This is a genomic window from Thalassobaculum salexigens DSM 19539 (assembly GCF_000423805.1).
GTDB classification, from domain to species: Bacteria; Pseudomonadota; Alphaproteobacteria; order Thalassobaculales; family Thalassobaculaceae; genus Thalassobaculum; species Thalassobaculum litoreum.
The window spans coordinates 2,022,414-2,046,317 of sequence record NZ_KE384093.1 but is presented as its reverse complement, the minus strand read 5'-3'; the positions used below and the strand labels follow the sequence as shown (position 1 = coordinate 2,046,317).

Here is a 23,904-nt window from a genome sequence, read left to right as displayed (position 1 = left end):
CGGACCGGCGACTCGCGTGGTTCGCTTAGACTGATCTCGAAACAATGTCCGGCAACCCCTTGTCAGAAAAAGAACAAGGGGACCGGCGACTAGGGAGAGAGAGCATGCCTGAGGGAGGTACCGGCATCGGCGCGGCCGTGAAGCGCGTCGAAGACAAGCGGTTCCTGACCGGTCGCGGCAACTATACCGACGACATCAACCGTCCCAACCAGACCTACGCCTATATCCTGCGCAGCTCCCACGCCCATGCCACGCTCAACAGCGTCGACACCGGTGCCGCCACCTCGGCGCCGGGCGTGCTGGCGGTCTTTACCGGCGCGGATATGGAGACCGGCGGGCTGCCCTGCGGCTGGCAGGTGCATTCCAAGGACGGCTCGCCGATGCACGAGCCGCCGCACCCGCCGCTGGCCAAGGGCAAGGTGCGCCATGTGGGCGACCCTGTGGCCGTGGTGATCGCCGAGACCTACGCCCAGGCCAAGGACGCGGCCGAGCTGATCGCCGTCGACTACGGAGAGCTTCCGGCCGTCGTGCACATGAACGACGCCCTGGCCGGCAAGTCTCTGGTGCATGACGAGATCGGCACGAACCTCTGCTACGACTGGGAGATCGGCGACGAGGCGCAGATCGACGAGGCCTTCGCCAAGGCCCATCACGTCACCGAGATCGACATCGTCAACAACCGCCTGATCCCCAACGCGATGGAGCCGCGGGCGGCGGTCGGTGAGTACGACCGGTCGACCGACGAGTACACCCTGTTCACCACCAGCCAGAACCCGCACGTGATCCGGCTGCTGATGGGTGCCTTCGTCCTGTCGATTCCCGAGCACAAGCTGCGGGTTGTCGCCCCCGATGTGGGCGGCGGGTTCGGCTCGAAGATCTATCACTATGCCGAGGAGGCGATCGTCACCTGGGCGGCCCCGCGGGTCGGCCGGCCGATCAAGTGGACCTGCGACCGCTCGGACGCCTTCATCTCCGACGCCCATGGCCGCGACCACATCTCCAAGGCCAAGATGGCGATGGACAGCGAGGGCAAGTTCCTGGCGCTGAAAGTCGAGACCAAGGCGAATATGGGCGCCTATCTGTCCACCTTTGCCCCCTGCGTTCCGACATATCTCTACGCCACGCTGCTGGCCGGCGTGTATTCGACGCCGCTGATCTACTGCAATGTGAAGGCGATCTTCACCAACACGGTGCCGGTGGACGCGTATCGCGGTGCCGGACGGCCGGAGGCGACCTACCTGCTGGAGCGGTTGGTGGCCAAATGCGCCCGCGAGATGGGCATGAGCCAGACCGATATCCGCCGGGCAAACTTCATCCCGGCCGACGCCTTCCCCTACCAGACGCCGGTGGCGCTGCAATACGACAGCGGCAACTACACCGCGACCCTGGACAAGGCGGAGTCCGTGCACGACGTCGCCGGCTTCGAGGCGCGGCGCAAAGAGTCGGAGGCCAGGGGCAAGCGCCGCGGCATCGGCTACTCCACCTATCTGGAGGCCTGCGGCATCGCGCCGTCGGCCGTCGTCGGCTCGCTCGGCGCCCGCGCCGGTCTCTACGAGTCGGCCGAAGTGCGGGTGCACCCGACCGGCTCGGTGACGGTCTTCACCGGCTCGCACAGTCACGGCCAGGGCCACGAGACCACCTTCGCCCAGCTCGTGTGCGAACGGCTCGGTCTGCCGATGTCGAATATCGAGATCAGCCACGGCGACACCAACAAGGTGCAGTTCGGCATGGGCACCTACGGCTCGCGCTCGCTGGCCGTCGGTGGCGAGGCGATCATGAAGGCCATGGACAAGGTGGTGAACAAGGCCAAGAAGATCGCCGCCCATATCCTGGAGGCGTCGGAAAGCGACATCGAGTTCAAGGACGGCACCTTCACCGTCGCCGGCACCGACCGCTCGATGGCGTTCGGCGAGGTCGCGCTGGCCGCCTACGTCCCGCACAACTTCCCGCACGATGAGCTGGAGCCCGGGCTGGACGAGAAGGCGTTCTACGATCCGCTGAACTTCACCTTCCCCGGCGGCTGCCATATCTGCGAAGTGGAGGTCGACCCCGATACCGGAGTCGTCTCCGTGCAGCGGATGACCGCAGTGGACGATGTCGGGCGGGTCATCAACCCGATGATCGTGGAAGGCCAGATCCATGGCGGCCTCGCCCAGGGAATCGGCCAGGCCCTGCTGGAAGGCTGCGTCTACGACGCCGACGGACAGCTGGTGACCGGTTCCTACATGGACTACTGCATGCCGCGGGCCGATAACTTCCCCAGCTTCTCGGCCGGCACCGAAATCACGCTGTGCGCCCATAACTCCCTTGGGGTGAAGGGGTGCGGCGAGGTCGGAGCCATCGGCTCGCCGCCGGCGGTGATCAACGCGGTGGTCGACGCGCTCTGGGATTTGGGCGTACACGACATGCCGATGCCCGCAAGCCCGCAGACGGTGTGGAAGGCCCTCAAGGCCGCCTCCCCCGCCGTCGCCGCCGAATAGACGACAGATGACCTGACCAAGGGTTACAGGAGACACAAGCCATGTACGATTTCGCCTATCACAAGCCGTCGTCCGTCGCCGATGCGGTCGCCGCCCGCAGCGGGGCCGAGGACGGTACCTTCGTGGCCGGCGGCATGACGCTGGTGCCGACGCTGAAGCAGCGTCTGGCCCAGCCGTCGGATCTGGTCGATCTGGGGGGCATCGGCGAGCTCCACGGCATCGCCGTGTCCGGGGATACCGTCACCATCGGTGCGATGACGACCCACGGCGCCGTCGCCAAGTCCGCCGAGGTCCAGTCGGCGATCCCGGCCCTGGCCGCCCTTGCCAGCGGCATCGGCGACCCGCAGGTCCGCAACCGCGGCACCATCGGCGGCTCGGTGGCCAACAACGACCCGGCGGCGGACTATCCCGCGGCCTGTATGGCGCTCGGTGCCACCATCAAGACTGACAAGCGCGAGGTACCGGCGGACGAGTTCTTCACCGGCCTGTTCGAGACCGCGCTGGACGAGGGCGAGATGATCGTCTCGGTGTCCTTTCCCAAGCCGGAGAAGGCGGCCTACCAGAAGTTCATCAACCCGGCCTCGCGCTATGCCCTGGTCGGCGTGTTCGTGGCCAAGACCGGCGGCGGCGTAAAGGTCGCGGTCACCGGAGCGGGCCAGGACGGCGTGTTCCGGGTACCGGAGATGGAGAGCGCGCTGTCCTCCAACCTGTCGGCCGACGCCATTGCCGACGTGGCCGTGGATGCCGACACGCTGAACTCGGACATCCATGCCAGTGCGGAGTACCGCTCGCACCTGATCACCGTGATGGCCAAGCGCGCGGTCGCGGCACTTTCCTGACCGTCTATCGGAATTTCTGAAGGCCGGGCCGGTTCTATCAGTGGAACCGGCCCGTTGCTTTGGCGTGTGTGATATCGTCAAGCGTTTGAGCTTTCAGGAGACACCCCCATGGCTTTCAAGCCAATCGCCCTTGCCGCAGCCCTGTCCATCGCCCTCGCCGGCCCGGCCCTGGCCAAGAACGACAAGGCACCGGGCAATGCTGGCAACGGTAAGCCCGCCCATGCGGGTAATCCCGGCAACAAGGGAGGCGGCGGATCCAGCAGCACCTCCGACGGGGTGGCGGCGGCCGCTGCGGCCGGTGCCGTGCTCGCGGGCATTCTGCTGAGCGACAGCGAGCGCGCGACGATCACCCGCTACTTTCAGACCCATCCGCAGCCTGCGAAGCCGCTGCCCCCGGGCATCGCCAAGAACCTTGCCCGCGGCAAGCCGCTGCCCCCGGGCATCGCCAAGCAGGTGGCGCCGAACGACCTGCTGCGCCAGGTCTCGATCCCGAGGGGCTATTCGCTGGAGACCGTCGGCACCGACGTCGTGCTGATCGAGATCGGGACACGGATCGTCGCGGACATCCTCAAAGACGTGGTGCGCAACTAATCGCGCCTTGCCCTCGGCTCGCGGGCGGTCTATGTCGCAGCGCAACATAATCCACTTCACGCGAGCCCGGGGACTTTCCCATGCGCATCTCCCACATTCCCATCGGCAAGAACCCGCCCTACGACGTCAACGTCCTGATCGAGGTATCGCTCGGCTCCGACCCGGTGAAGTACGAGTTCGACGAGGACAGCGGCGCGCTGTTCGTCGACCGCTTCCTGCACACCGCGATGACCTATCCGTGCAACTACGGCTTCGTGCCGCACACCCTGGCCAATGACGGCGACCCGGTGGACGTTCTGGTGGTCGGCAGCAACCCGATCATGCCGAAGGCGGTGATCAACGTGCGGCCCGTCGGCGTGCTGATCATGGAGGACCAGGAAGGCATGGACGAGAAGATCCTGGCCGTGCCGGTCGACAAGCTGCACCCGTACTACTCGGACGTCGCCTCCTGGACCGACCTGCCGGCGATCCTGACCGACCAGATCAAGCACTTCTTCACCCACTACAAGGACCTCGAGGTCGGCAAGTGGGTACGGGTCGACCGTTGGGGCGACGCCGAGGAAGCCATGGAACTGATCCGCCAGGGGATCGAAAGCGCGAAGAAGAAGGCCGAGGCCTGATCACAGGCACGATCGTCCCCTCTCTCCCCTGGATCGAGACAGACGGCGACAGGCGGCAGATCGCCCGCTTGTCGCCCTCCCGCCCGTGGTCTAAAACCGGCCAAAAGCGTGTAATCCAGGAAGGGAGAGCCCCGCATGGCAGCAGAGCAGACAGCGGCCGGGACATCTGCGGCCGACAAACAGGCCGGGCCGCTCAGCGGCATCACCGTCGTCGATTTGAGCCGCATTCTCGCGGGCCCCTACTGCACCCTGATGATGGCCGAGCTCGGCGCCCGGGTGATCAAGGTGGAGACCCCCGGCACCGGCGACGACGCCCGGCACTACGGCCCCTTCGTCAACGGCAAGTCGGCCTATTTCCAGTCGGTCAACCGCGGCAAGCAGAGTATAGCGCTCAACCTGAAGGACGACGGCGACCGCGCCACCTTCGAGAAGCTGCTGGCGAAGGCCGACGTCATCGTCGAGAACTTCCGCCCCGGCACGATGGAGAAGCTCGGCTACGGCTGGGAGGATCTCCATCCCAAGTATCCCAAGCTGATCTACGCCTCGGCCTCCGGCTTCGGCCATTCCGGCCCGGAGATGAAGCGCCCGGCCTATGACATGGTCGTCCAGGGCATGGGCGGCATCATGAGCATCACCGGTCACGAGGGATCGCCGCCGACCCGGATCGGCACCTCCATCGGCGACATCGGCGCCGGCCTGTTCACCGCGATCGGCGTGATGTCCGCCCTGTTCGGCCGCGCCATGACCGGCGAGGCGCGCAAGGTCGATATCGGCATGTTCGACTGCCAGGTGGCGCTGCTGGAAAACGCCGCCATGCGCTATTTCGTGACCGGCAAGGCGCCCGGTCCGCTCGGCGCCCGGCACCCGTCGATCACCCCGTTCCAGGCTTTCAACACCCAGGACGGCTACATCATCATCGCCGCCGGCAATGACGGACTGTTCCACAAGATGGCCGACGCCCTGGGCAAGCCGGAGTGGAAGACCGACGACCGCTACACCACCAACGACCTGCGGGCGACCCACGTCACCGAACTCGAGGCCGAAGTGGAAGCGGTGCTGAAGACCCAGCCGACCGCCCACTGGATGACCGTGATGGACGCCGCCGGCGTGCCGGCCGGGCCGATCAACGATATCGGCCAGGCCGTCGAGTATCCGCAGACGGCGGCCCGCAACATGGTCGTCACCGTGGACGACCCGGTCACCGGCCCGATGAAGGTGGTCGGTAACCCGATCAAGATTTCCGGCTTTCCGGACCCGACAACGCGGCTCCCGGCTCCGAACCTGGACCAAGACCGCGATGCAATTCTGAGGGAGATCGAACAATGAACCTGATGGTGAGCGATCTCGACTACGGCCAGGAGCCGTCGCTCGAGCCGAACCTGGACCCCTACGCGCTGGCCAAGGCCCTCAGCGGCCGCCACCTGATCGGCGGCAAGCTCGTTCAGGCCGCGTCGGGCAAGACCTTCGAGGTCATCTACCCGGCGACCGGCGAGATCATCGGCTTCGGAGCCGCCGGCGATGCGGAGGACGTGAACCGGGCCGTCGAGGATGCCGCCGCCGCGCAGAAGGCCTGGGGCAAGATGCGTGCCCGCGACCGCGGCAAGCTGCTCTACAAATGCGCCGAGGCGCTGGAGGAGCATGTCGAGGAGCTGGGCCGGCTGATCGCCCTGGAGACCGGCAAGGCCCTGCGCACCGAGAGCCGGGTGGAAGCCTCCATCCTGGCGGACGCCTTCCACTTCCATGCCGGTCTCGGCTCGGAGCTGAAGGGCGAGACCGTCCCGCACCATCCGGACATGCTCACCATCACGGTGCGCGAGCCGATCGGCGTGGTCGGCGCGATCATCCCGTGGAACGTGCCGCTGCTGCTGATGGCGCTGAAGATCGCCCCGGCGATGCTGGCGGGCAACGCGGTGGTGGTGAAGTCGGCCGAGGAAGCGCCGCTGACGGTGCTGCGCGTCTGCCAGATCATGAACTCGATCCTGCCGCCGGGCATCTTCAACATGCTGTCGGGCTTCGGCCCGGAATGCGGCGCGCCGCTGGTCGAGCACAAGAAGGTCGGCAAGGTAACCTTCACCGGCTCGGTGGAGACCGGCAAGATCGTCTACAGGACCGCCGCCGACAAGCTGATCCCGGTCACGCTGGAGCTGGGCGGCAAGTCGCCGATGATCATCATGGCCGACGCCAATATCGACAAGGCGTTGAACGGCGCCGTGGTCGGCATGCGCTTCACCCGCCAGGGCCAGTCCTGCACGGCGGCCAGCCGCATCTTCGTGCATGACAGCCTCTACGACACCTTCGTGGAGAAGCTGCGCGCCCAGGTCGACGCCATGGTCATGGGCGACCCGCTGGACGAGAAGACCGATATCGGCACCATCATCTCGCCGGAGCAGTTCAAGAAGGTCACCGGCTATATCGAGCACGGTAAGTCCGAGGCCGGCGCGAAGCCGATCGAATGCTCGGCCATGCCGACCGACGAGAAGTTCAAGGACGGCCTGTTCGTGCGCCCCGTGCTGTTCACCGAGATGACCAACGACAGCAGGCTGTCGCGCGAGGAGATCTTCGGACCGGTCACCTGCATCATCCGCTGGACCGACCTGGACGAAGTGGTCGCGGCGGCGAACGATACCGAGTACGGGCTGGCGGCCACCCTGTGGACCAACGACCTGCACGCGGCGCTGAACGTGACCGAGAAGCTGGAAGCCGGCTTCGTCCAGGTGAACCAGAACCTGGTTGTGCAGCCGGGCCTCAGCTACGGCGGCGTGAAGAATTCCGGCCTCGGCAAGGAAGCCACGCTGGAGGCGATGCTGGAGCACTTCACCCACAAGAAGACGGTCATCTTCAACAAGACCTGATACCGTCGGGATCGCGCAGACACAGAGCGGGAGAGCGGTATGGGCTCCAGCCTGATCCGTCGCCTGGTGATCGGCGCGGTCCTCGTCTTTCTAGGCCTGAACTTCATCGGCGCCCTGGGGCTGTTCTGGCTCCAGGGCTCCGTGCCGGAGATCGACGGCGAGATCGTCGGCCTCTCCGCCCTCGCCGCCCCCGCGCTTATCGAGCGCGACGAGGCGGGCACCGTCACCATCCGCGCCGCCCGCCCGCAGGACGCCAGCTTCGCGCTCGGCTATGCCCATGCCCAGGACCGTCTGTGGCAGATGGAGATGATGCGCCGCGCCGGGGCCGGCCGCCTGTCCGAGATCGTCGGAGAGGCCACCCTGCCCACCGACAAGCTCCTGCGCACACTCGGCCTGCGCCGGCTCGCCGAGGTCGCCTACGGTCGGCTGTCGGACCGCGCGAAGGCCCATGTGGACAGCTACGTGGCCGGGGTGAACGGCTATCTGGAGACCCGCACCGGCCCGCTGCCGCCGGAATTCCTCATTGCCGGTATCGATCCGGAGCCCTGGGAGCCGGCGGACAGTCTGGTCTGGGCGCGGCTGATGTCGATGCAGCTCGCCGGCAACTGGTTCGGCGAGATCACCCGGGCCCGGATGCTCAAGGCCGGGCTCTCCACCGATCAGATCGACCTGCTCTATGCCCCGTTCGAGGGCAGCGACGGCAGTCTCACCGCTCCGGACCTCTCGGGCGTTGATCTGGTGGGCGGCACCCGTCTCGCCGCACTGGATCGGATGCTGCCGGAGATCCTGCGGCCGCGCCGCGCCTCCAACGCCTGGGCGGTGGACGGGCTGCTGTCCCCCTCGGGCGTGCCGATCGTGGCGGGCGATCCGCATCTCGGCCTGCAGAGCCCGAACCTGTGGTGGCTGGCCCGGGTGGAGTCGCCGGGTTATCTGCGCGTCGGCGCCTTCGTGCCGGGCGTGCCGTTCCTGGTGATCGGCCATAACGGCGCGGTCGCCTGGACCTTCACCACCACCCATTCCGATACCCAGGACCTGTTCGTCGAGCGCATCGATCCGGCCGATCCGAGCCGATACCTGACACCGGACGGATCCGCACCGTTCGAGACCCGGGTGGAACGCTTCCGCGTGGACGGCGGGACCGTCGAGCACACGGTGCGCACGACCCGCCACGGTCCCGTCGTCTCCGATGCGATGGGCGACGCCGCAGACGCCGCCGCGGATGGCACGGTGCTGGCCCTGGCGTCGGCCTCCTTCACCGAGGACGACGACACCTCCCAGGCGCTGTTCGACATGGGTGCCGCGATCGACGTCGACGGCATGGTCCGGGCACTGCGCAAGTTCCACGCCCCGCAGCAGAACGTGCTCTTCGCCGATACGGCGGGCCGGATGGGACTCGTGTCGGCCGGTCGGGTGCCGCTGCGTGCCACCGGCGACGGCTTCTATCCCAGCCCGGGCTGGACCGGCACCCACGACTGGACCGGCTGGGCGCCGTTCGAGGCCCTGCCCCAGGTGCTCGATCCGGAGGACCGGGTGCTGGTGAACGCCAACGAGCGGGTGATCGGTGCCGATCCCGACCTGTTCATCGCCCGTTCCTTCGACGCGCCGTACCGAGCCCGGCGCATCGCCGACATGCTCGCCGACGGCGACCGCTCCGTCGCCGGGATGGCATCGATGCAGATGGATACGGCCTCGCTGTTCGCCAGGGACCTGCTGCCGCTCATGCTGCCCCACCTTCCCGAGGCCGAGGGCAAGGGGCTGGAGGCGCGTGCCGCCGCCCTGCTGCGCGACTGGGACGGCACCATGGCGGCCGACCGGGCCGAGCCGCTGATCTTCGCCGCCTGGGTGCGGGCGCTGACCGTCCGGCTGTTCGCCGATGAGCTGGGTCCCCTGCTGGCCGACTACAGCCGGGCCCGGGCCGCCACCCTGCTGACGGTTCTGCGCGACGAGCACGCCTTCTGCGACGACACCCGCACGGCCCCGGAGCGCGAGAGCTGCGCCGACATGATCGCCGGCGCCTACGAGGACTCGCTGACGCTCCTGGCGCGGCTGCACGGCAACAGCATCGACACCTGGACATGGGGAGCGGCACACCGGGCCTGGTTCTCCCATCCGCTGTGGACCCGTGTACCGGTGGTCGGCGAGGTCCTCACCACCCGAACCCCGACCGGCGGCGGCGACTACACCGTCTCCCGAGGCAGCTTTTCCGGGCCGCAGGACGATCCGTTCCGCCATCGCCACGGGGCCGGCCTGCGGGTGATCTACGATCTGGCCAACCTGGAGAACTCGCGCTTCGTCGCCGCCCTGGGCCCGTCCGGCAACCTGCTGTCGCCCATGAGCCTGACCTGGCACGAGGCCTGGGCGCGGAACGAGGGCCTGCGCCTGGTCGCCCAGGAAGAGCCGACCCACGAACTGACTCTCTCCCCGTAAGGGATCGGCTTTCGTCGGACGGGAAAGGCTCATCCCGGAACCGGTCATGGCCGGCGTTTCTGCGATGCCGACTTAGAATGTCTATTATAATTAAATATCAAATCGTTAGAAGCGCAACCTCGCCCCAATCATGAACTTCTGATCGAGTTGCGGTTCCTGCTCCACGCCGGAATCGGCGGCGCCGCGTACCGAGGCGCGGTATTCGGCACTCAGGTCGAGGCTGGCGGACAGGCTCACATCCGCACCGATTCCCACCTGCATGGCTGGGGCCATCTCGCCCCCCGCGCCGCCGTCCTGGCGAAGCCTGGTGGGGACGGCGTTCGAATCCAGGTAGCTGACGCCGACACCGGCCATGAAGCGCGGCGTGACGATCGTGCCCGTATGCCAGTCATAGGCGCCCGACACCAGGAAGGTGAACCGGTCCTCGGCATCGCCCCCGAGGTCCGTCGACGGGGCCGTGAAGCTCAACGTGCGTTCGGCCTCGGCATTGGAGAAGGTCAGCCCGAGCCCCATGCCGCGGGTGCCCTCGTCCGCCAGGACACGGCGGTCGTCGAACCCGACGAAGCGGTCGATTTCGGTATGGTCGTCGCGGTCGACATTCCCGACCACGTACCAGGCGGCCGGCGGCGCGTCCTTCGCAGCCCCCGTCTCCGAGGGAGCAGACGATCCGGCGAGCGAATGGCCTGAGAGCGGCTGGCCTGAGAGCGATTGGGCACCGGCAGGCATCGCCAGACACAGCATGGCCGATACCGCTACGACGCTCGCCGCGGAGGTCCAAAGCCGATGCTGAATGCGACTGCCAGACAAGGACGCCTCCACGAAAAGGCAATAAATAGGCGGGCCACCAGACGATGCCCGCACCCCTTCCCCCTGACGTCTTAGTGTTACCATTTTGCAATGCGGAATCCAATCGGAGGATCGCCGGACCGGACGGAAATCGGACTCGCATCACGCGCATTTTCGGCAACCAACGGGAATCGCTTCCGTTCCGACGGCCCGCGAGTATGATCCCGCCGCCATGACAACCTCACCCGAGACGCTCCCCACCGACCTGCCGGTCACCCCGGACATGGTCGAGGACGCCGCCCGTCTGCTCGACGGCGCCGTTCTGCGCACCCCGCTGATCGAGGCGCCGAACCTGAGCGCCACCCTGGACTGCGCCCTGTCGCTGAAGCTGGAGAACCTGCAGCACACGAGTTCGTTCAAGGTGCGCGGCTCCTTCGTGAAACTCCAGGGGCTGAGCGAGGCGGAACGCAGGCGCGGTGTCGTCGCCATGTCCGCCGGAAACCACGCCCAGGGGGTAGCCTACCATGCCGCCCGGCTCGGCATCCCCGCCACCATCGTGATGCCCGCGACCACCCCGTTTTCAAAGGTCGAGCGCACCCGTGCCCATGGCGCCCGGATCGTACTCGAAGGCCGCACGGTAGCCGATTGCGTCGCCCGCACCCAGGCGCTGATCGACGGCGAAGGCCTGGTCCCGGTTCATCCGTACGACGATCGGGACATCATCCGCGGTCAGGGCACGCTCGGCCTGGAGATCGATGCCGATGCGGGCCACCTGGACAGCGTGATCGTCCCGATCGGTGGCGGCGGGATGATGGCGGGCATGGCGGTCGCCCTGAAGGCGCGTCGCCCGGACATCCGCATGATCGGTGTACAGGTCGACAGCTATCCGTCCATGTACGACGCGGTGAAGGGCCTGCCCAACCGGGCCGGCGGCTCGACCCTGGCCGAGGGGATCGCGGTCAAGGAGCCCGGCGTTCTGACCCGCCGGATCATTGCGGCCTTGGTCGACGAGATCATCCTGGTGCCGGAGCGGGCGATCGAGCGCGCGGTCCAGTTGCTCGTGGAACAGCAGCGCGTGGTTGCGGAAGGTGCCGGTGCAGCCGGTATCGCCGCCCTGCTCCATGCGCCGGAACGGTTCGCCGGACAGTCGGTGGCGACGGTGATCTGCGGCGGCAACATCGATTCCCGGCTGCTGTCCTCGGTGCTGATGCGCGGGCTGGTGCGCGACGGGCGGCTGATCCGTCTGCGCCTGGAGATTCACGACGAGCCCGGCATGCTGGCGACGGTGGCCGAAACTATCGGCAAGACCGGCGGCAACATCGTGGAGGTCCTGCATCAGCGGATGTTCCAGGACACGCCGATCAAGAACGCCGACCTGGACGTGGTGGTGGAGACCCGCAACCCGGCCCATGTGGACGAGATCCTGGCCCGGTTCGTCGAGTTGGGGATCGAGGCCCGGCTGCTCGGCACCGAAGCCGGCCCCGGCAGCGGCTGACGCGGTGCTCAGCCGAGCTTTCGGTAGACACCGCGCCAGTAGATCAGCGGCTCGTCATCGGACAGCACCGCAAGCCGCCGCACCCGGCCGACCAGAATGATGTGATCGCCGCCGTCGTGGCGCGCATGCACGGTGCAATCGAGCGCCGCCAGGGCGTCCGCCAGGATCGGCGCGCCGGTCGACCAGTCGGCCACCCCCTCGCCGTCGAAACGGGCTGCCTGCGGATCCGCAAAGCGGTTCGACACCGCCGCCTGATCCGCGCTCAGGATGTTCACCGCGAAACCGTCCGCCGTCTCGAAGGCCGGCAGGCTGCCCGCCTCGCGGTCGAGGCAGAACAGGACCAGCGGCGGATCGAGGGAGACCGAGGTGAAGCTGTTCACCGTCAGCCCGACGGGTTCACCGTCGGGCGCGCGCGTGGTCACCACGGTCACGCCCGTCGCGTAGCTTCCTAGAACGGCCCGGAAATCTCCGGGCGACACGTCGGCAGGGGCGGTCATCGGAACCTCGCGTTAAGGCGGCGGGACGCTACATAGCGCGCGCGGCGGCCTGTTTCAAACCGCCGCGCTTCGAAAGGCTCGCGAATACGCTCAATACCGGGTATTCTGTTTCATCGTACCGGAAGCGGTGCATGGCAAAGCGGCAGAATCGCGAGCGGGGCCGGGGATGTTCATTATCATCGGATGGGTGGTTGTCACCGTCTGTGTGATCGGCGGCTACATGGCGATGGGCGGAAAGCTCGCGCCGTTGTGGCAGCCGTTCGAGCTGGTCATCATCGGCGGCGCCGGCGTCGGCGCGTTCATCGTCGCCAACCCCAAGCACATCCTCGCCAAGGCCGGGTACGGATTCAAATCCGCGCTGAAGGGTGCGAAATACAATAAGGACGATTATCTGGAGTTGCTCTCCCTGCTCTACGCCATCTTCAAGCTGGCGAAGACCAAGGGCATGCTCGCGATCGAATCCCATATCGAGAGACCGGAGGAGAGTTCGCTCTTCCAGGCCTTTCCAAAATTCTCCGCCGACCACCATGCCATGGAGTTCTTGTGCGACTACCTGCGCATGATGACTCTCGGTACCGACAACCCGCATGAACTGGCCGACCTGCTCGACGAGGAGCTGGAGACCCACCATGCGGAAGATGCCGCGGTTCAGAGCGCTTACCAGACCATGGGCGACGGCTTCCCAGCGCTCGGGATCGTGGCCGCCGTGCTCGGCATCATCAAGACCATGGGCTCCATCACCGAGCCACCCGAGGTGCTCGGCAAGCTGATCGGCGGCGCCCTGGTCGGAACCTTCCTCGGCATTCTGCTGGCCTATGGCTTCGTCAGCCCGCTGGCCGCGGCTATGAAGAATACTTTTGATGCCGACGCCAAATATTTAGCATGCATCCGCGCCGGGTTGCTGGCCCATGTGTCCGGCTATGCCCCGGCCGTGTCCGTGGAATTCGCGCGCAAGACGCTGCTGTCCAAGGACCGGCCGTCGTTCTTCGAGGTGGAAGAAGCCGTTGCCGCCCTGCCCCCGGTCTAGCCGACGCATCTGCGAGGGCCCCCGTCCGGGGGTTGACGGGGTCGGGTTCGGCACCGACCTTGCAAGAGCGTAGCCACTGGTCACGATTAGGGGACGCGAACGGTGGACAACCACGCCACAATCGTCATCAAGAAGGTCAAGAAGGGCGGACATGGCGGACACCATGGCGGCGCCTGGAAGGTGGCGTATGCCGACTTCGTGACCGCGATGATGGCCTTCTTCCTGCTGCTCTGGTTGCTGAACGCGACCACGGAGGAGCAGAAGATGGGTATCTCCAACTATTTCGACCCCACGGCCATCAGCCGCTCCACCCGCTCCGGCTCCGGCGGCGTGCTCGGCGGCACGTCGATCACCGTGCCCGGCGCGCTGAAATCCGCCTCCTCGCCGCCGATGATCTCGACCCCGCAGGTCGCCCGACCGCAGGCGGAGCGCACTGAATCCCTCGATCCGGACTCCGACGATCCCGAGAACATCGAATCCCGCCTCGGTTCCCGCGAGGACGAGGAAGGCACGGTGAACCAGGAAGTCATGGAGCAGATGCTGCGCGAGCGCGAGCAGCAGCAGTTCGAAGAGGCCGAGGCCGCCCTGAAGGAGGCGATCGAGCAGACGCCGGAGCTGTCGGAGGCCGGTGAGTCGCTGAAGATCGACGCCGTGCCGGAGGGCCTGCGCATCCAGCTCATCGACCAGGAGCGTATCGCCCTGTTCCCGAACGGCAGTGCCGCCATGTACGACCAGACCCGCGCGCTGCTGGAGAAAGTGGCCGAGGTCATCAAGAAGATGCCGAACAACATCGAGATCTCCGGCCATACCGACAGTTCGCAGTTCGCACCGGGGTCGACCTATACAAACTGGGAGCTGTCCTCCGACCGCGCCAACGCCTCGCGCCGGGTGCTGGAGGAGAACGGCATTCCGATCAGCCGGATCGAGAAGGTCGCCGGCCGCGCCGACCGAGAGCCGCTGGTGGCCGACGATCCCGCCGATCCGACCAACCGCCGCATCAGCATCGTGCTGAAGAACCTGACACCGGAACAGGCGCAGGAGCTGAACCTGCTCGATCCCTCGGTCGCCGGCAACAGCCCGGGCGTCTCCCTGGGCGGCAGTCCCGCCGGCGGCGCCGACGATTCCGGCGCGCCTCCGGGCACACCGCCACGTACACCGCCGGCCGCCTCGAACGATCGGGGCGGACCGGTCCTGAACGACACCGGGGGCCCCGCCCCACGGGTGGGAGGCTGATCACCCCGCATGCATGACGCCACGCTTGCTCCGCCGCTGACCTTCTTCCATACGCTGCCGATGCCGTGCCCGTACCTCCCGGATCGTCAGGAGCGGCGCCTCGTCTGCGATCTCTCGACCCGGCGCGGGCGCCACGCCCACGACACCCTGGCGCGGGCCGGTTTCCGCCGCACCCAGCACCTGGCCTATCGTCCCGCCTGCGAAGGCTGCCGGGCCTGCGTACCGGTGCGGGTCCGGGTGGCGGATTTTCACTGGACCAAGGGACAGCGCCGAATCCTGCGCGCCAATGCCGACCTCACCGGCGAGGTGGTGCCCAACGAGGCCACCCGCGAGCAGTTCGATCTGTTCTCCCGTTACCAGTCGGGACGTCACGGCGATGGCGAGATGGCTCTGATGGACGAGGCCGACTACGCCGCCATGGTCGAGCGTTCGCCTATCGAGTCCTCGCTGATCGAATACCGCGACGCCCGGCGGGTGCTGTGGGCCACGATCCTGATCGACCATCAGGATGACGGGCTCTCCGCCGTCTACAGCTTCTTCGAACCCGGTGCGCCGAAACGGGCGCTCGGCCGGTTCATGGTGCTCGACGCGGTCCGCCGCTCGACCGAGGCGGGCCTGCCCTACGTCTATCTCGGTTACTGGATCGAGGGCTGCCGGAAGATGTCCTATAAGACGCTGTACCGCCCGGTGGAGCTTCTCGGACCGGACGGGTGGGAAACCTATACGGCACCGGCGGAATAGGCGCCGCCCCTTCCCCACTTCCAAGTTCGTCATCCCGAAACGAGTTCGGGATGACGATAGGCGATGGGATAATGAGCGCGGCTACGTGAACCGCGGCGGACGGGGGAAGCCGGTCGGCGGCATCTTGCCCGCACCGGCGCGCTTGCCGCGCCACGGCGTCAGGTCGGTCTCCGTGCGCCGGCGACCGCCCTGGAGCGACCAGGACAGCCCCTCCTCCGCCTTGAACACCGTCACGTCGGCCAGAGTGCCGCCCGCCTTGTACTTCTGCAGGATCACGCCCTTGCCTCGGCCCATCTCCGGCAGGTCGGCGACGTCGAAGACCAGCAGCTTGCGGTTGGTACCGACCACGGCCACGGCGTCGCCGGCGACGGGGATACAGACCCGCGCCTTCGATTTCGCGTCGGTGCCGAGCACCTGCTTGCCCGAGCGGGTCTGGGCCAGCACATCGTCGGCCGGCACGATGAAGCCCCGCCCCTCGGTCGACGCCACCAGCAGCTTCTCGCCGGTCTTGTGCGGGAAGATGGTGACGATGTCCTCGTCATTGGCGAGGTCGATCATCAGGCGGATCGGCTCGCCATGGCCGCGTCCCGACGGCAGCTTGTCGCCGCCGATCGTGTAAAAGCGACCGTCGGTGGCGAAGACCAGGATCTTGTCGGTGGTCTCGGCATGGACGCGGAACCTTTCGCCGTCGCCCTCCTTGTATTTCACCTCCTGATCTGCCCCGATATGGCCGCGCAGGGCGCGGATCCAGCCCTTCTCGGAGCAGATGACGGTGATCGGCTCGCGTTCCACCATGGCCTCGGTCGGGATGACCACCGCACTCGGCGCGGTGCCGATATCGGTGCGGCGGCGGCCGATTTCGGTCGACTTGCCGAAGGCCCGGCGGATCTCGCCGATCTGCTGGCCGATCACCTTCCAGCGGCGCTCCTCGTTGCCCAGCAGATCGTTGAGGTCGTCGCGTTCGGCCGAGAGCTGCTCGTGCTCCTTGCGCAGCTCGATCTCCTCCAGCTTGCGCAGGGAGCGCAGGCGCATGTTCAGGATCGCCTCGGCCTGGACATCGGACAGCTCGAAGGTCCGCATCAGTTCGGCCTTGGGCTCGTCCTCCTCGCGGATGATGCGGATCACCTCGTCCAGATTGAGGAAGGCGATCAGATAGCCGTCCAGCACCTCCAGGCGGTGGGCGATCTTGCCCAGCCGATGGTTGGTGCGCCGGACCAGAACCTCGTGGCGGTGATCGAGGAACGCCTTCAGTGCCTCCGGCAGGCTCATCACCCGCGGGACGTTGTCCTTGTCGAGCACGTTCAGGTTCAGCGAGATCCGGCTTTCCAGATCGGTCTGACGGAACAGGCTCTCCATCATCACGTCGGGGTCGACGTTGCGGCTCTTCGGCTCCAGCACCAGGCGGATATCGGCCGCCGACTCGTCGCGGATGTCGCCGAGCAGCATCAGCTTGCGGGCCTGCAGCAGCTCCGCCATGCGCTCGACCAGCCTCGATTTCTGCACCTGGTACGGGATCTCGGTGACCACGATCTGCCAGGTGCCGTTCTTCAGCGGCTCGACTTCCCAGCGCGCCCGCACGCGGAACGATCCGCGTCCCGTGCGATAGGACTCGATGACCGACTCGCGCGACTCGACCAGGATGCCCCCGGTCGGGAAGTCCGGGCCGGAGACCTTGTCCACCAGAGTCTCGATGCGCGCGTCGGGAGACTTGATCAGGTGCTGCAGCGCGTCGCAGAGCTCGTCCACGTTATGCGGCGGGATCGAGGTCGCCATGCCGACGGCGATGCCCTGGGCACCGTTGGCCAGCAGGTTCGGGAAGGCGGCCGGCATGACGACGGGCTCCTCACCCTCGCCGTCATAGGTGGCGCGGAAGTCGACGGTGTCCTCGTCGATACCCTCCAGCAGCCGCTGGGCGACCTCGGTCAGCCGCGCCTCGGTGTAGCGCATGGCCGCGGCGTTGTCGCCGTCCACATTGCCGAAATTGCCCTGGCCGTCGACCAGCGGGTAGCGCACGGCGAAATCCTGGGCCAGGCGCACCATGGCGTCGTAGATCGCCGAGTCGCCATGGGGATGGAACTTACCCATGACGTCGCCGACCACGCGGGCCGACTTCTTGAACGCGCTGCCCGGATCGAGTTTGAGCTGCCGCATGGCGAACAGCAGCCGTCGGTGAACCGGCTTCAGCCCGTCGCGCACATCCGGCAGCGAGCGCGCCATGATGGTCGACAGGGCATAGGCCAAGTAGCGCTCGCTCAGCGCATCGGCCAGCCAGGTGTCGCGGACGGTGCCGGGCTCGCTCGGGGGCGGCGGCGGCAGATCAGAAGATGTCGTACTCATGCGTTGGAACCTCCACCAGATACTGTAGCGCGCTCGGCGAACCGTTCAACGAATCGCGTCCGCGCCGGGGGCGGTTGGCGGCCATGGGTCGCAAACACATGGCGCTCAAGGAAGAATCCCGTCAGGGCCAGGCCGGCGAACAGATCGTCCGAGTCGCCCCCGCCGCGACTCCCAGGGTTTCCGACAAGGAATCGGGGCAGGGTCAGCAGCTTGTCGCGATACGGTTCGCCCGCCGCGAGCGACACCGCCCGGCCGGAGCGTGGACTGACATAGGCGAGGTCGTCGTTGGTGCCGGTCGCGGCACAGGTGTCCAGGTCGAGCCCGTAGCCGAGATCGGTCAGCAACCCGATCTCCCAGCGGACATAGACCGCGATCCAGGCATCGCCCAGGCTGTCGTCGGCCATGACCTCCAGCAGAGCGCCGAGCGCCTCGTACAGACGCGGATGCGGCTCGCGCTCCGGCAGGGCGGCGTCGGCGAGGGCGCAGACGGCGGAAAGACCGGCCAGCCGCAGCGGGTCGTGCATCACCCCGGCGGCATATCCGGTGTCCAGCTCGCAGGTCCAGCTTCCCAGATGTTCCGCCAGCCGGGCGCGCCATTCCGCGGTGACCCGGTTGCCCGGCTGATACACCCCGCGTCCACGCCCGCCGAAGGCCCCCCGCGCCAGACCGGCATGGCGGCCGTGCTCGGCGGTCAGCAGGGTGACGATCGCCGAGCCTTCGCCATGCGGCCGGGCGGAGAGAACGATGCCGGTGTCTTGCCAGTCGATCATGGGGCCGTGTGGTCGTGGGCGGAAGACGGAACTCTTTTCATCCCCACCTTAACCGTCATCCTGATGCACATCAGGATCAACGCTCTGGCGGTAGTGCCCCGCAGCTCCTGACGTTCGTCAGGATGACGGTCGAGGCGTGGAGGTGTCTAGGTAAGGTCCCGACTGTCGTCAGGATCACGGCACTAGACGTCCCATTCCAGGCCCCATTCGCGCAAGTGCTGGCGGTCGTCCTGCCAGTTCTCGCGGACCTTCACGAACAGGAACAGGTGCACCCGGCGCTCCAGCATCTCCTCCAGTTCGGTGCGGGCCAGGGAGCCGATCTCCTTGATCTTCTGCCCACCCTTGCCGAGCGCGATCTTCTTCTGGCTGTCGCGCTCCACATACAGCGTCTGGTCGATCCGCACCGAGCCGTCGTCGCGCTCGGTCCACTGGTCGGTCTCAACCGTCGCCGAATACGGCAGTTCGTCATGCAGACGCAGGAAGACCTTCTCGCGGGTGATCTCAGCCGCCATCAGCCGCATCGGCAGGTCACTGAGTTCGTCCTCGGGATACAGCCACGGACCAGGCGCCATGCGTTCGGCCAGATACGTGCGCAGGTCGGCGCAACCGTTGCCGTTCAGGGCGGAGATCATGAACACCCGCTCGAACTCGAACGCCTCGCTGAACTCGGCGGCGATCGGCAGCAGCTTCTCGCGTTTGATGTCGTCCACCTTGTTCAGGGCGAGCACCGCCTTGCGGCCGGCTGCCTTCAGGCCCTCGATGATCCGCATTGTGTCGTCGTCGAGGCCCTGGCGGGCATCGGCGACCAGCACGACCACGTCGGCATCCCCGGCCCCGGCCCAGGCTGCGTGCACCATGGCCCGGTCGAGCCGCCGCTTGGGCTTGAAGATGCCGGGCGTGTCGACCAGAACGATCTGGGCGTCGCCTTCCAGGGCGATGCCGCGGATCCGGGTGCGGGTCGTCTGCACCTTGTGGGTGACGATGGAGACCTTGGCCCCGACGAGCTGGTTCACCAGCGTAGACTTGCCCGCGTTCGGCGCGCCCAGCAGGGCGACGAAACCGCAATGGGACTTGGGCGCGTTCATGCTCCAACCCGTTTGATGAGTTCGGCGGCCGCCGCCTGTTCGGCGAGCCGCTTGGATCGGCCGATGCCGGTCGTCGGCTCCTGGCCCTCGACGATGACCTGGACCGTGAATTCAGGCGCGTGTGCCGGACCGGACTGGGTCACCGTGACATAGCGCGGCAGCGCCAGCTTGCGACCCTGTGCCCATTCCTGCAACGTGGTCTTCGGGTCCTGGGGCGGACGCAGGTCCAGCTCCAGCAGCCGGTTCCATTCAGTCAGGATGAAACGCCGGGCCGCCTCCAGCCCGCCATCCAGATAGAGCGCACCGATCACCGCTTCCATGGCGTCCGACAGGATCGTGTCGCTGTTGCGCGATCCGGCATCGTCCTCACCGCGCGACAGGATCAGGAACCGTCCCAGGTCGATCGTACGGGCCACCTGGGCCAGCGCCTCGCGGCGCACCAGGTTCACGTGACGCTTGGCGATGGCGCCCTCGCGCTCGTGCGGAAAGCGGTCGAGAAGCTGCTCGGCGACGACCAGCGCCAGCACCCGGTCGCCCAGGAATTCAAGGCGCTCATAAGCGTTCCAGGCCCGCGGCTCTGCGCTGGCATGGGTGACGGCACGGCGCAGAACCTCGGTATGCTCGAACTCATGGTTCAGGATCGTAGCCAGGGTCGCCAGATCCGAGTCGTCGGAGGTCATTCGATGCCGTCCAGCAGACGGCCGTACCGGATCGCGAAGGGCCACTTCCAGACCTCCCAGAGCCGGGCATCGCCGTCATGAGAGAAGAACAGGATGTCGGCCCGGCCGACCAGGTTCTGCTCGGGAATGGGTCCGACCTCCGGGAAACGGCTGTCGCGGGAATTGTCCCGGTTGTCGCCCATCGCGAAGTAGTGACCGGCGGGCACGTGATAAACCGGCGTATTGTCGGCGCTCATGGTGTCGCTGAGTTCCAGGATCCGGTGCTCCCGGCCGTTCGGCAGGGTCTCGATGAACTGCGCCACCGGCCGCGCGCCGTTCTCCGGCTGGAAATCCTCGATCTGCCGGCGTTTCACCGCCGCGCCGTTGATGTGCAGGATGCCGCCCTTCACCTGAACGGTATCGCCCGGCAGGCCGACGATCCGCTTGATGTAGTCGGTGCTGTTGTCGCTCGGCAGTTTGAAGACGACCACGTCGCCACGCTCCGGCGGGGTGAACAGCACCCGTCCGGGGATCAGCGGCAGCGCCAGCGGCAGCGAATAGCGGCTGTAGCCGTAGGATGCCTTGGAGACGAACAGGTAGTCGCCGACCAGCAGCGTCGGGATCATCGAGCCCGAGGGAATGTTGAACGGCTCGTAGAAGAACGTCCGGATGCCAAGCGCGATGGCACAGGCGATTACCACGGTGCGGATCAACTCACCGTACCCGCCCGATTTTTTTGCAGCCATCGAAACCCATCCTGACATGATCCTGGCACCCTCCGCCACATGCGAGAGCATGGATGGGTATGCCGAATTTGACGCGCCGGAGCAAGCAATGCCCTCGGCCTTTCGCCGCGAGGCGACGGTTTGCCGCCTAACCGTCCGCCGGCCGCAAGACCTCCAGGGAGGCCGGTGCCGCCGAGACCACGACGAACGCCTGTGCGTAAGGCGGTTCGTCCGACAGAGACAGATCGATGCGCGCAATCATTCCCTTGGGCGTCAGTTCCGCCAACCGAGCCGCCGCCCGACCGCTGAGCACGAAGCGCGGCTTGCCCGAGCGGGCGTTCTCCACCACCAACTCGCGCCACTTGATGCCGTCGCGGGCCTCGTCCCCCAGGGCCTTCCAGACCGCCTCCTTGGCCGCGAACCGCTTGGCATAGACCAGGGCGGGGTTCGACGCGCCTTCGGCCCGGGCGATCTCCAGGTCGGCGAAACAGCGGTTGCGGAAGCGGTCGCCGAACCGGGCCAGCGCCGCGGCGATCCGCCTCGTGTCGACCAGATCGGCGCCGATGCCCAGGATCATGCCGCTCCCCCTCAGCCGCGCGCGCGGTCGACGGAGTTGATGACCGGCGTCGCCCGTAGGGCGGCGATGATCGTCGTCAGATGGCGGATATCGGCCACCTCCACATCGATCAGCATCTCGAAGAAGTCGATGGAGCGGTTCACGATCTTCAGGTTCATGATGTTGCCGCCGTTCTTGCCGATGACGGTCGACAGCGATCCAAGACTGCCCGGCTCGTTGGCGATCACCACGTACAGCCGGCCGACATGGGCCGAGTCCGCATCGTCGTCCCAGGCCACGTCGACCCAGCGTTCCGGCTGATCCTGGAACCCCTCCAGGGTCTCGCAGTCGATGGTATGGATGGTCACGCCCTTGCCGGTCGTGACGATACCGACGATCCGCTCGCCCGGCAGCGGATGGCAGCACCGCGCGAAATGCATCGCCATGCCGTCTATCAGGCCACGGATCGGTAGCGCGTCCTTCTGCCGTCCGCGCTTGGTCCGGCCGCGCGCCCGGGCGATCGGAACGACGTTCTCTTCCTTCTTCGGCTCGACCACCGGCGGATGGACGGCGTGGACCACCTCCAGGGCGCTCTCCAGCCCCTCGCCGATACCGGCGTAGAGATCCTCCACCGCCTCGGCGTGGAAGCGTCCCAGCAAGGGTTCGATCTGTTTTTCGGAGAACGGGTGGCCCTCCTGGCGGAACGCCTTCTGCAGCATCGCCTTGCCGAGGTCGGAGAACTGCTGGCGCCGTTTCAGGCGCACGAAGCGGCGGATCCGCGCCTTGGCCTTGCCGGTGACGACGATCTGTTCCCAGTTCGGCGACGGCGTGGAGGTCTTGGAGGTGACGATCTCCACCTGATCGCCGTTGCGCAGCTGGGTCATCAGCGGCACCAGACGCCCGTTCAGCTTGGCACCGACGGTGCGGTCGCCGACCTCGGAATGGACGGCATACGCGAAGTCGATGGGGACCGCCCCCTGCGGCAGGGCGATCAGGTCGCCCTTCGGCGTGAAGCAGAACACCTGGTCCTGGTACATCTCCAGCTTGGTGTGTTCCAGGAACTCTTCCGGGCCGGATGCCTGCTCGAGAATGTCGAGCAGTTCGCGAATCCATCGGTACTGCTTGCCTTCGTTGATCCCGTCGCGCTGCTTGTAGTTCCAGTGGGCGGCGACGCCGAGTTCGGCGATGTCGTGCATCTCGCGGGTGCGGATCTGCACCTCGATGCGCTGCCGGTGCGGGCCGATCACGCCGGTATGCAGCGAGCGGTAGCCGTTCGGCTTCGGCGTGGAGATGTAGTCCTTGAAGCGTCCCGGCACCACCGGATAGGAGCCGTGCATGGCGCCGAGGCACTGGTAGCACCCCCCGATATCGTCGACCACCAGCCGGAACGCCATGATGTCGGAGAGCTGCTCGATCCCGACCTCCTTGCGCTGCATCTTCTGCCAGATCGAATACGGCGTCTTCATCCGCCCGGAGATGTCGGCGATCACGCCGGCATCGGCCAGCTTCTCGTGCAGCTCGGCGATGATGCTGTTGACCATGTCGCCGCCCTGGCTGCGCAGGTAGTCGAGCCGGGCTTTTATGGAGGTGCGGGCGTCCGGGTTGATCTCGGCGAAGGCCAGATCTTCCAGCTCGTCCTTGATCTCGTTGATGCCGATGCGCGCGGCGAGCGGCGCATAGATGTCCATGGTCTCGGCGGCGATCCGCCGGCGCTTGTCCGGGTTCTTTATGAAATGCAGGGTGCGCATGTTGTGCACCCGGTCGGCCAGCTTCACCAGCAGCACGCGGATGTCCTGGCTCATGGCCAGCACGAGCTTGCGGAAGTTCTCGGCCTGCTTGGTGCGGTCGGACTGCAGCTCGATCCGGGTCAGCTTGGTGACGCCATCGACCAGCCGGGCGATCTCATCGCCGAACAGGTTGCGCACATCGGCGAGCGTCGCCTCGGTATCCTCTATGACGTCGTGCAGCAGCGCGGTGATGACCGTGCCGTGATCGAGTTTCATCTCGGTCAGGATGCCGGCGACTTCCAGGGGATGGGAGAAATACGGATCGCCGGAGGCCCGCGTCTGCGAGCCGTGCATCTTCATCGCGTAGACATACGCGCGGTCGAGCGCCGCCTCGTCCGTGGTCGGATCGTAGGCACGCACGCGCTCGACGAGTTCGTATTGCCGGATCATGGCGTCA

The 23,904-nt window shown here is 66.8% G+C and carries 20 protein-coding genes; 11 read left to right on the top strand and 9 right to left on the bottom strand.

Going from position 1 to position 23,904, the window contains the following annotated elements:
* The first annotated feature begins 104 nt into the window (after positions 1 to 104).
* The 7 genes from G578_RS0113930 to G578_RS26365 all read left to right on the top strand — a co-directional run bounded on the left by G578_RS0113930 (position 105) and on the right by G578_RS26365 (position 9,809).
* Entirely contained in the window at positions 105 to 2,480 is a 2,376-nt protein-coding gene (locus G578_RS0113930) for a xanthine dehydrogenase family protein molybdopterin-binding subunit (RefSeq protein ID WP_028794754.1), read from the top strand.
* A gap of 41 nt (positions 2,481 to 2,521) precedes the next feature.
* Positions 2,522 to 3,319, top strand: coding sequence for an FAD binding domain-containing protein (locus G578_RS0113925; protein WP_028794753.1), 798 nt, complete (start codon positions 2,522 to 2,524; stop codon positions 3,317 to 3,319).
* Between the two features lie 108 nt (positions 3,320 to 3,427).
* The gene (locus G578_RS0113920) at positions 3,428 to 3,910 is read left to right on the top strand and encodes an anti-virulence regulator CigR family protein (protein WP_028794752.1); all 483 of its coding nucleotides are present in this window, start codon (positions 3,428 to 3,430) and stop codon (positions 3,908 to 3,910) included.
* 80 nt (positions 3,911 to 3,990) lie between these two features.
* Positions 3,991 to 4,530, top strand: coding sequence for an inorganic diphosphatase (ppa, locus tag G578_RS0113915; RefSeq protein WP_028794751.1), 540 nt, complete (start codon positions 3,991 to 3,993; stop codon positions 4,528 to 4,530).
* A gap of 135 nt (positions 4,531 to 4,665) precedes the next feature.
* On the top strand, positions 4,666 to 5,856 hold the full coding sequence (locus G578_RS0113910; protein WP_051244791.1) for a CaiB/BaiF CoA transferase family protein: 1,191 nt from the start codon (positions 4,666 to 4,668) through the stop codon (positions 5,854 to 5,856).
* Complete coding sequence (locus G578_RS0113905) at positions 5,853 to 7,382, top strand: aldehyde dehydrogenase family protein (protein ID WP_084618880.1); 1,530 nt, start codon at positions 5,853 to 5,855, stop codon at positions 7,380 to 7,382. The genes G578_RS0113910 and G578_RS0113905 overlap by 4 nt, the downstream gene beginning before the upstream one ends.
* Positions 7,383 to 7,421: 39 nt before the next feature.
* On the top strand, positions 7,422 to 9,809 hold the full coding sequence (locus G578_RS26365) for a penicillin acylase family protein (RefSeq protein ID WP_051244790.1): 2,388 nt from the start codon (positions 7,422 to 7,424) through the stop codon (positions 9,807 to 9,809).
* Positions 9,810 to 9,914: 105 nt separating this feature from the next.
* On the opposite strand, the gene G578_RS0113895 is transcribed toward G578_RS26365, so the two are convergent.
* Positions 9,915 to 10,535 (bottom strand): hypothetical protein, encoded by a 621-nt coding sequence (locus tag G578_RS0113895; RefSeq protein ID WP_156907319.1) that lies wholly within the window; start codon positions 10,533 to 10,535, stop codon positions 9,915 to 9,917.
* A 292-nt stretch (positions 10,536 to 10,827) separates the two neighbouring features.
* On the opposite strand from G578_RS0113895, the gene G578_RS0113890 reads away from it, so the two are divergent.
* Positions 10,828 to 12,090 carry a threonine ammonia-lyase gene (locus G578_RS0113890; protein WP_038014188.1) on the top strand — a complete coding sequence of 421 codons (1,263 nt, stop codon included), beginning with the start codon at positions 10,828 to 10,830 and terminating at the stop codon, positions 12,088 to 12,090.
* Between the two features lie 8 nt (positions 12,091 to 12,098).
* Here G578_RS0113890 and G578_RS0113885 read toward each other — a convergent pair whose 3' ends face one another.
* Positions 12,099 to 12,587: a flavin reductase family protein gene (locus G578_RS0113885; RefSeq protein ID WP_028794746.1), complete on the bottom strand. Its 489-nt coding sequence runs from the start codon at positions 12,585 to 12,587 to the stop codon at positions 12,099 to 12,101.
* Between the two features lie 166 nt (positions 12,588 to 12,753).
* On the opposite strand from G578_RS0113885, the gene motA reads away from it, so the two are divergent.
* The 3 genes from motA to G578_RS0113870 all read left to right on the top strand — a co-directional run bounded on the left by motA (position 12,754) and on the right by G578_RS0113870 (position 15,588).
* Positions 12,754 to 13,614, top strand: a complete 861-nt coding sequence (gene motA, locus G578_RS0113880) for a flagellar motor stator protein MotA (RefSeq protein WP_028794745.1) — start codon at positions 12,754 to 12,756, stop codon at positions 13,612 to 13,614.
* Positions 13,615 to 13,716: 102 nt separating this feature from the next.
* Positions 13,717 to 14,847, top strand: coding sequence for a flagellar motor protein MotB (locus G578_RS26360; RefSeq protein ID WP_084618879.1), 1,131 nt, complete (start codon positions 13,717 to 13,719; stop codon positions 14,845 to 14,847).
* A 9-nt stretch (positions 14,848 to 14,856) separates the two neighbouring features.
* Complete coding sequence (locus G578_RS0113870) at positions 14,857 to 15,588, top strand: arginyltransferase (protein WP_028794744.1); 732 nt, start codon at positions 14,857 to 14,859, stop codon at positions 15,586 to 15,588.
* An 81-nt stretch (positions 15,589 to 15,669) separates the two neighbouring features.
* Here G578_RS0113870 and parC read toward each other — a convergent pair whose 3' ends face one another.
* From parC to G578_RS0113835, 7 genes are all read right to left on the bottom strand, one after another.
* A complete protein-coding gene (gene parC / locus G578_RS0113865) occupies positions 15,670 to 17,925 on the bottom strand; it encodes a DNA topoisomerase IV subunit A (RefSeq protein ID WP_038014186.1) in 2,256 nt (751 codons plus the stop codon).
* Complete coding sequence (gene recO, locus G578_RS0113860; RefSeq protein ID WP_084618878.1) at positions 17,922 to 18,695, bottom strand: DNA repair protein RecO; 774 nt, start codon at positions 18,693 to 18,695, stop codon at positions 17,922 to 17,924. Before recO ends, parC begins: the two co-directional genes overlap by 4 nt.
* A 182-nt stretch (positions 18,696 to 18,877) precedes the next feature.
* A complete protein-coding gene (era, locus tag G578_RS0113855) occupies positions 18,878 to 19,780 on the bottom strand; it encodes a GTPase Era (RefSeq protein ID WP_028794741.1) in 903 nt (300 codons plus the stop codon).
* The gene (gene rnc / locus G578_RS0113850) at positions 19,777 to 20,460 is read right to left on the bottom strand and encodes a ribonuclease III (protein WP_028794740.1); all 684 of its coding nucleotides are present in this window, start codon (positions 20,458 to 20,460) and stop codon (positions 19,777 to 19,779) included. Before rnc ends, era begins: the two co-directional genes overlap by 4 nt.
* Positions 20,457 to 21,185: a signal peptidase I gene (gene lepB / locus G578_RS0113845; RefSeq protein WP_028794739.1), complete on the bottom strand. Its 729-nt coding sequence runs from the start codon at positions 21,183 to 21,185 to the stop codon at positions 20,457 to 20,459. The genes rnc and lepB overlap by 4 nt, the downstream gene beginning before the upstream one ends.
* Before the next feature lie 127 nt (positions 21,186 to 21,312).
* Positions 21,313 to 21,741, bottom strand: coding sequence for a holo-ACP synthase (gene acpS, locus G578_RS0113840; RefSeq protein WP_028794738.1), 429 nt, complete (start codon positions 21,739 to 21,741; stop codon positions 21,313 to 21,315).
* An 11-nt stretch (positions 21,742 to 21,752) separates the two neighbouring features.
* A complete protein-coding gene (locus G578_RS0113835) occupies positions 21,753 to 23,897 on the bottom strand; it encodes a RelA/SpoT family protein (protein WP_028794737.1) in 2,145 nt (714 codons plus the stop codon).
* Between the last annotated feature and the right edge of the window lie 7 nt (positions 23,898 to 23,904).

Excerpts from the sequence above, each read along its gene's own strand:
- G578_RS0113885 (WP_028794746.1), bottom strand. The coding sequence starts at position 12,587 with ATGACCGCCCCTGCCGACGTGTCGCCCGGAGATTTCCGGGCCGTTCTA.
- era (WP_028794741.1), bottom strand. The coding sequence starts at position 19,780 with ATGAACGCGCCCAAGTCCCATTGCGGTTTCGTCGCCCTGCTGGGCGCG.
- rnc (WP_028794740.1), bottom strand. The coding sequence starts at position 20,460 with ATGACCTCCGACGACTCGGATCTGGCGACCCTGGCTACGATCCTGAAC.
- G578_RS0113890 (WP_038014188.1), top strand. The coding sequence starts at position 10,828 with ATGACAACCTCACCCGAGACGCTCCCCACCGACCTGCCGGTCACCCCG.
- parC (WP_038014186.1), bottom strand. The coding sequence starts at position 17,925 with ATGAGTACGACATCTTCTGATCTGCCGCCGCCGCCCCCGAGCGAGCCC.
- G578_RS0113920 (WP_028794752.1), top strand. The coding sequence starts at position 3,428 with ATGGCTTTCAAGCCAATCGCCCTTGCCGCAGCCCTGTCCATCGCCCTC.
- lepB (WP_028794739.1), bottom strand. The coding sequence starts at position 21,185 with ATGGCTGCAAAAAAATCGGGCGGGTACGGTGAGTTGATCCGCACCGTG.
- ppa (WP_028794751.1), top strand. The coding sequence starts at position 3,991 with ATGCGCATCTCCCACATTCCCATCGGCAAGAACCCGCCCTACGACGTC.
- G578_RS0113925 (WP_028794753.1), top strand. The coding sequence starts at position 2,522 with ATGTACGATTTCGCCTATCACAAGCCGTCGTCCGTCGCCGATGCGGTC.
- G578_RS0113835 (WP_028794737.1), bottom strand. The coding sequence starts at position 23,897 with ATGATCCGGCAATACGAACTCGTCGAGCGCGTGCGTGCCTACGATCCG.
- G578_RS0113930 (WP_028794754.1), top strand. The coding sequence starts at position 105 with ATGCCTGAGGGAGGTACCGGCATCGGCGCGGCCGTGAAGCGCGTCGAA.
- G578_RS0113870 (WP_028794744.1), top strand. The coding sequence starts at position 14,857 with ATGCATGACGCCACGCTTGCTCCGCCGCTGACCTTCTTCCATACGCTG.
- G578_RS0113910 (WP_051244791.1), top strand. The coding sequence starts at position 4,666 with ATGGCAGCAGAGCAGACAGCGGCCGGGACATCTGCGGCCGACAAACAG.
- G578_RS0113905 (WP_084618880.1), top strand. The coding sequence starts at position 5,853 with ATGAACCTGATGGTGAGCGATCTCGACTACGGCCAGGAGCCGTCGCTC.
- acpS (WP_028794738.1), bottom strand. The coding sequence starts at position 21,741 with ATGATCCTGGGCATCGGCGCCGATCTGGTCGACACGAGGCGGATCGCC.
- motA (WP_028794745.1), top strand. The coding sequence starts at position 12,754 with ATGTTCATTATCATCGGATGGGTGGTTGTCACCGTCTGTGTGATCGGC.
- recO (WP_084618878.1), bottom strand. The coding sequence starts at position 18,695 with ATGATCGACTGGCAAGACACCGGCATCGTTCTCTCCGCCCGGCCGCAT.
- G578_RS26365 (WP_051244790.1), top strand. The coding sequence starts at position 7,422 with ATGGGCTCCAGCCTGATCCGTCGCCTGGTGATCGGCGCGGTCCTCGTC.
- G578_RS0113895 (WP_156907319.1), bottom strand. The coding sequence starts at position 10,535 with ATGCCTGCCGGTGCCCAATCGCTCTCAGGCCAGCCGCTCTCAGGCCAT.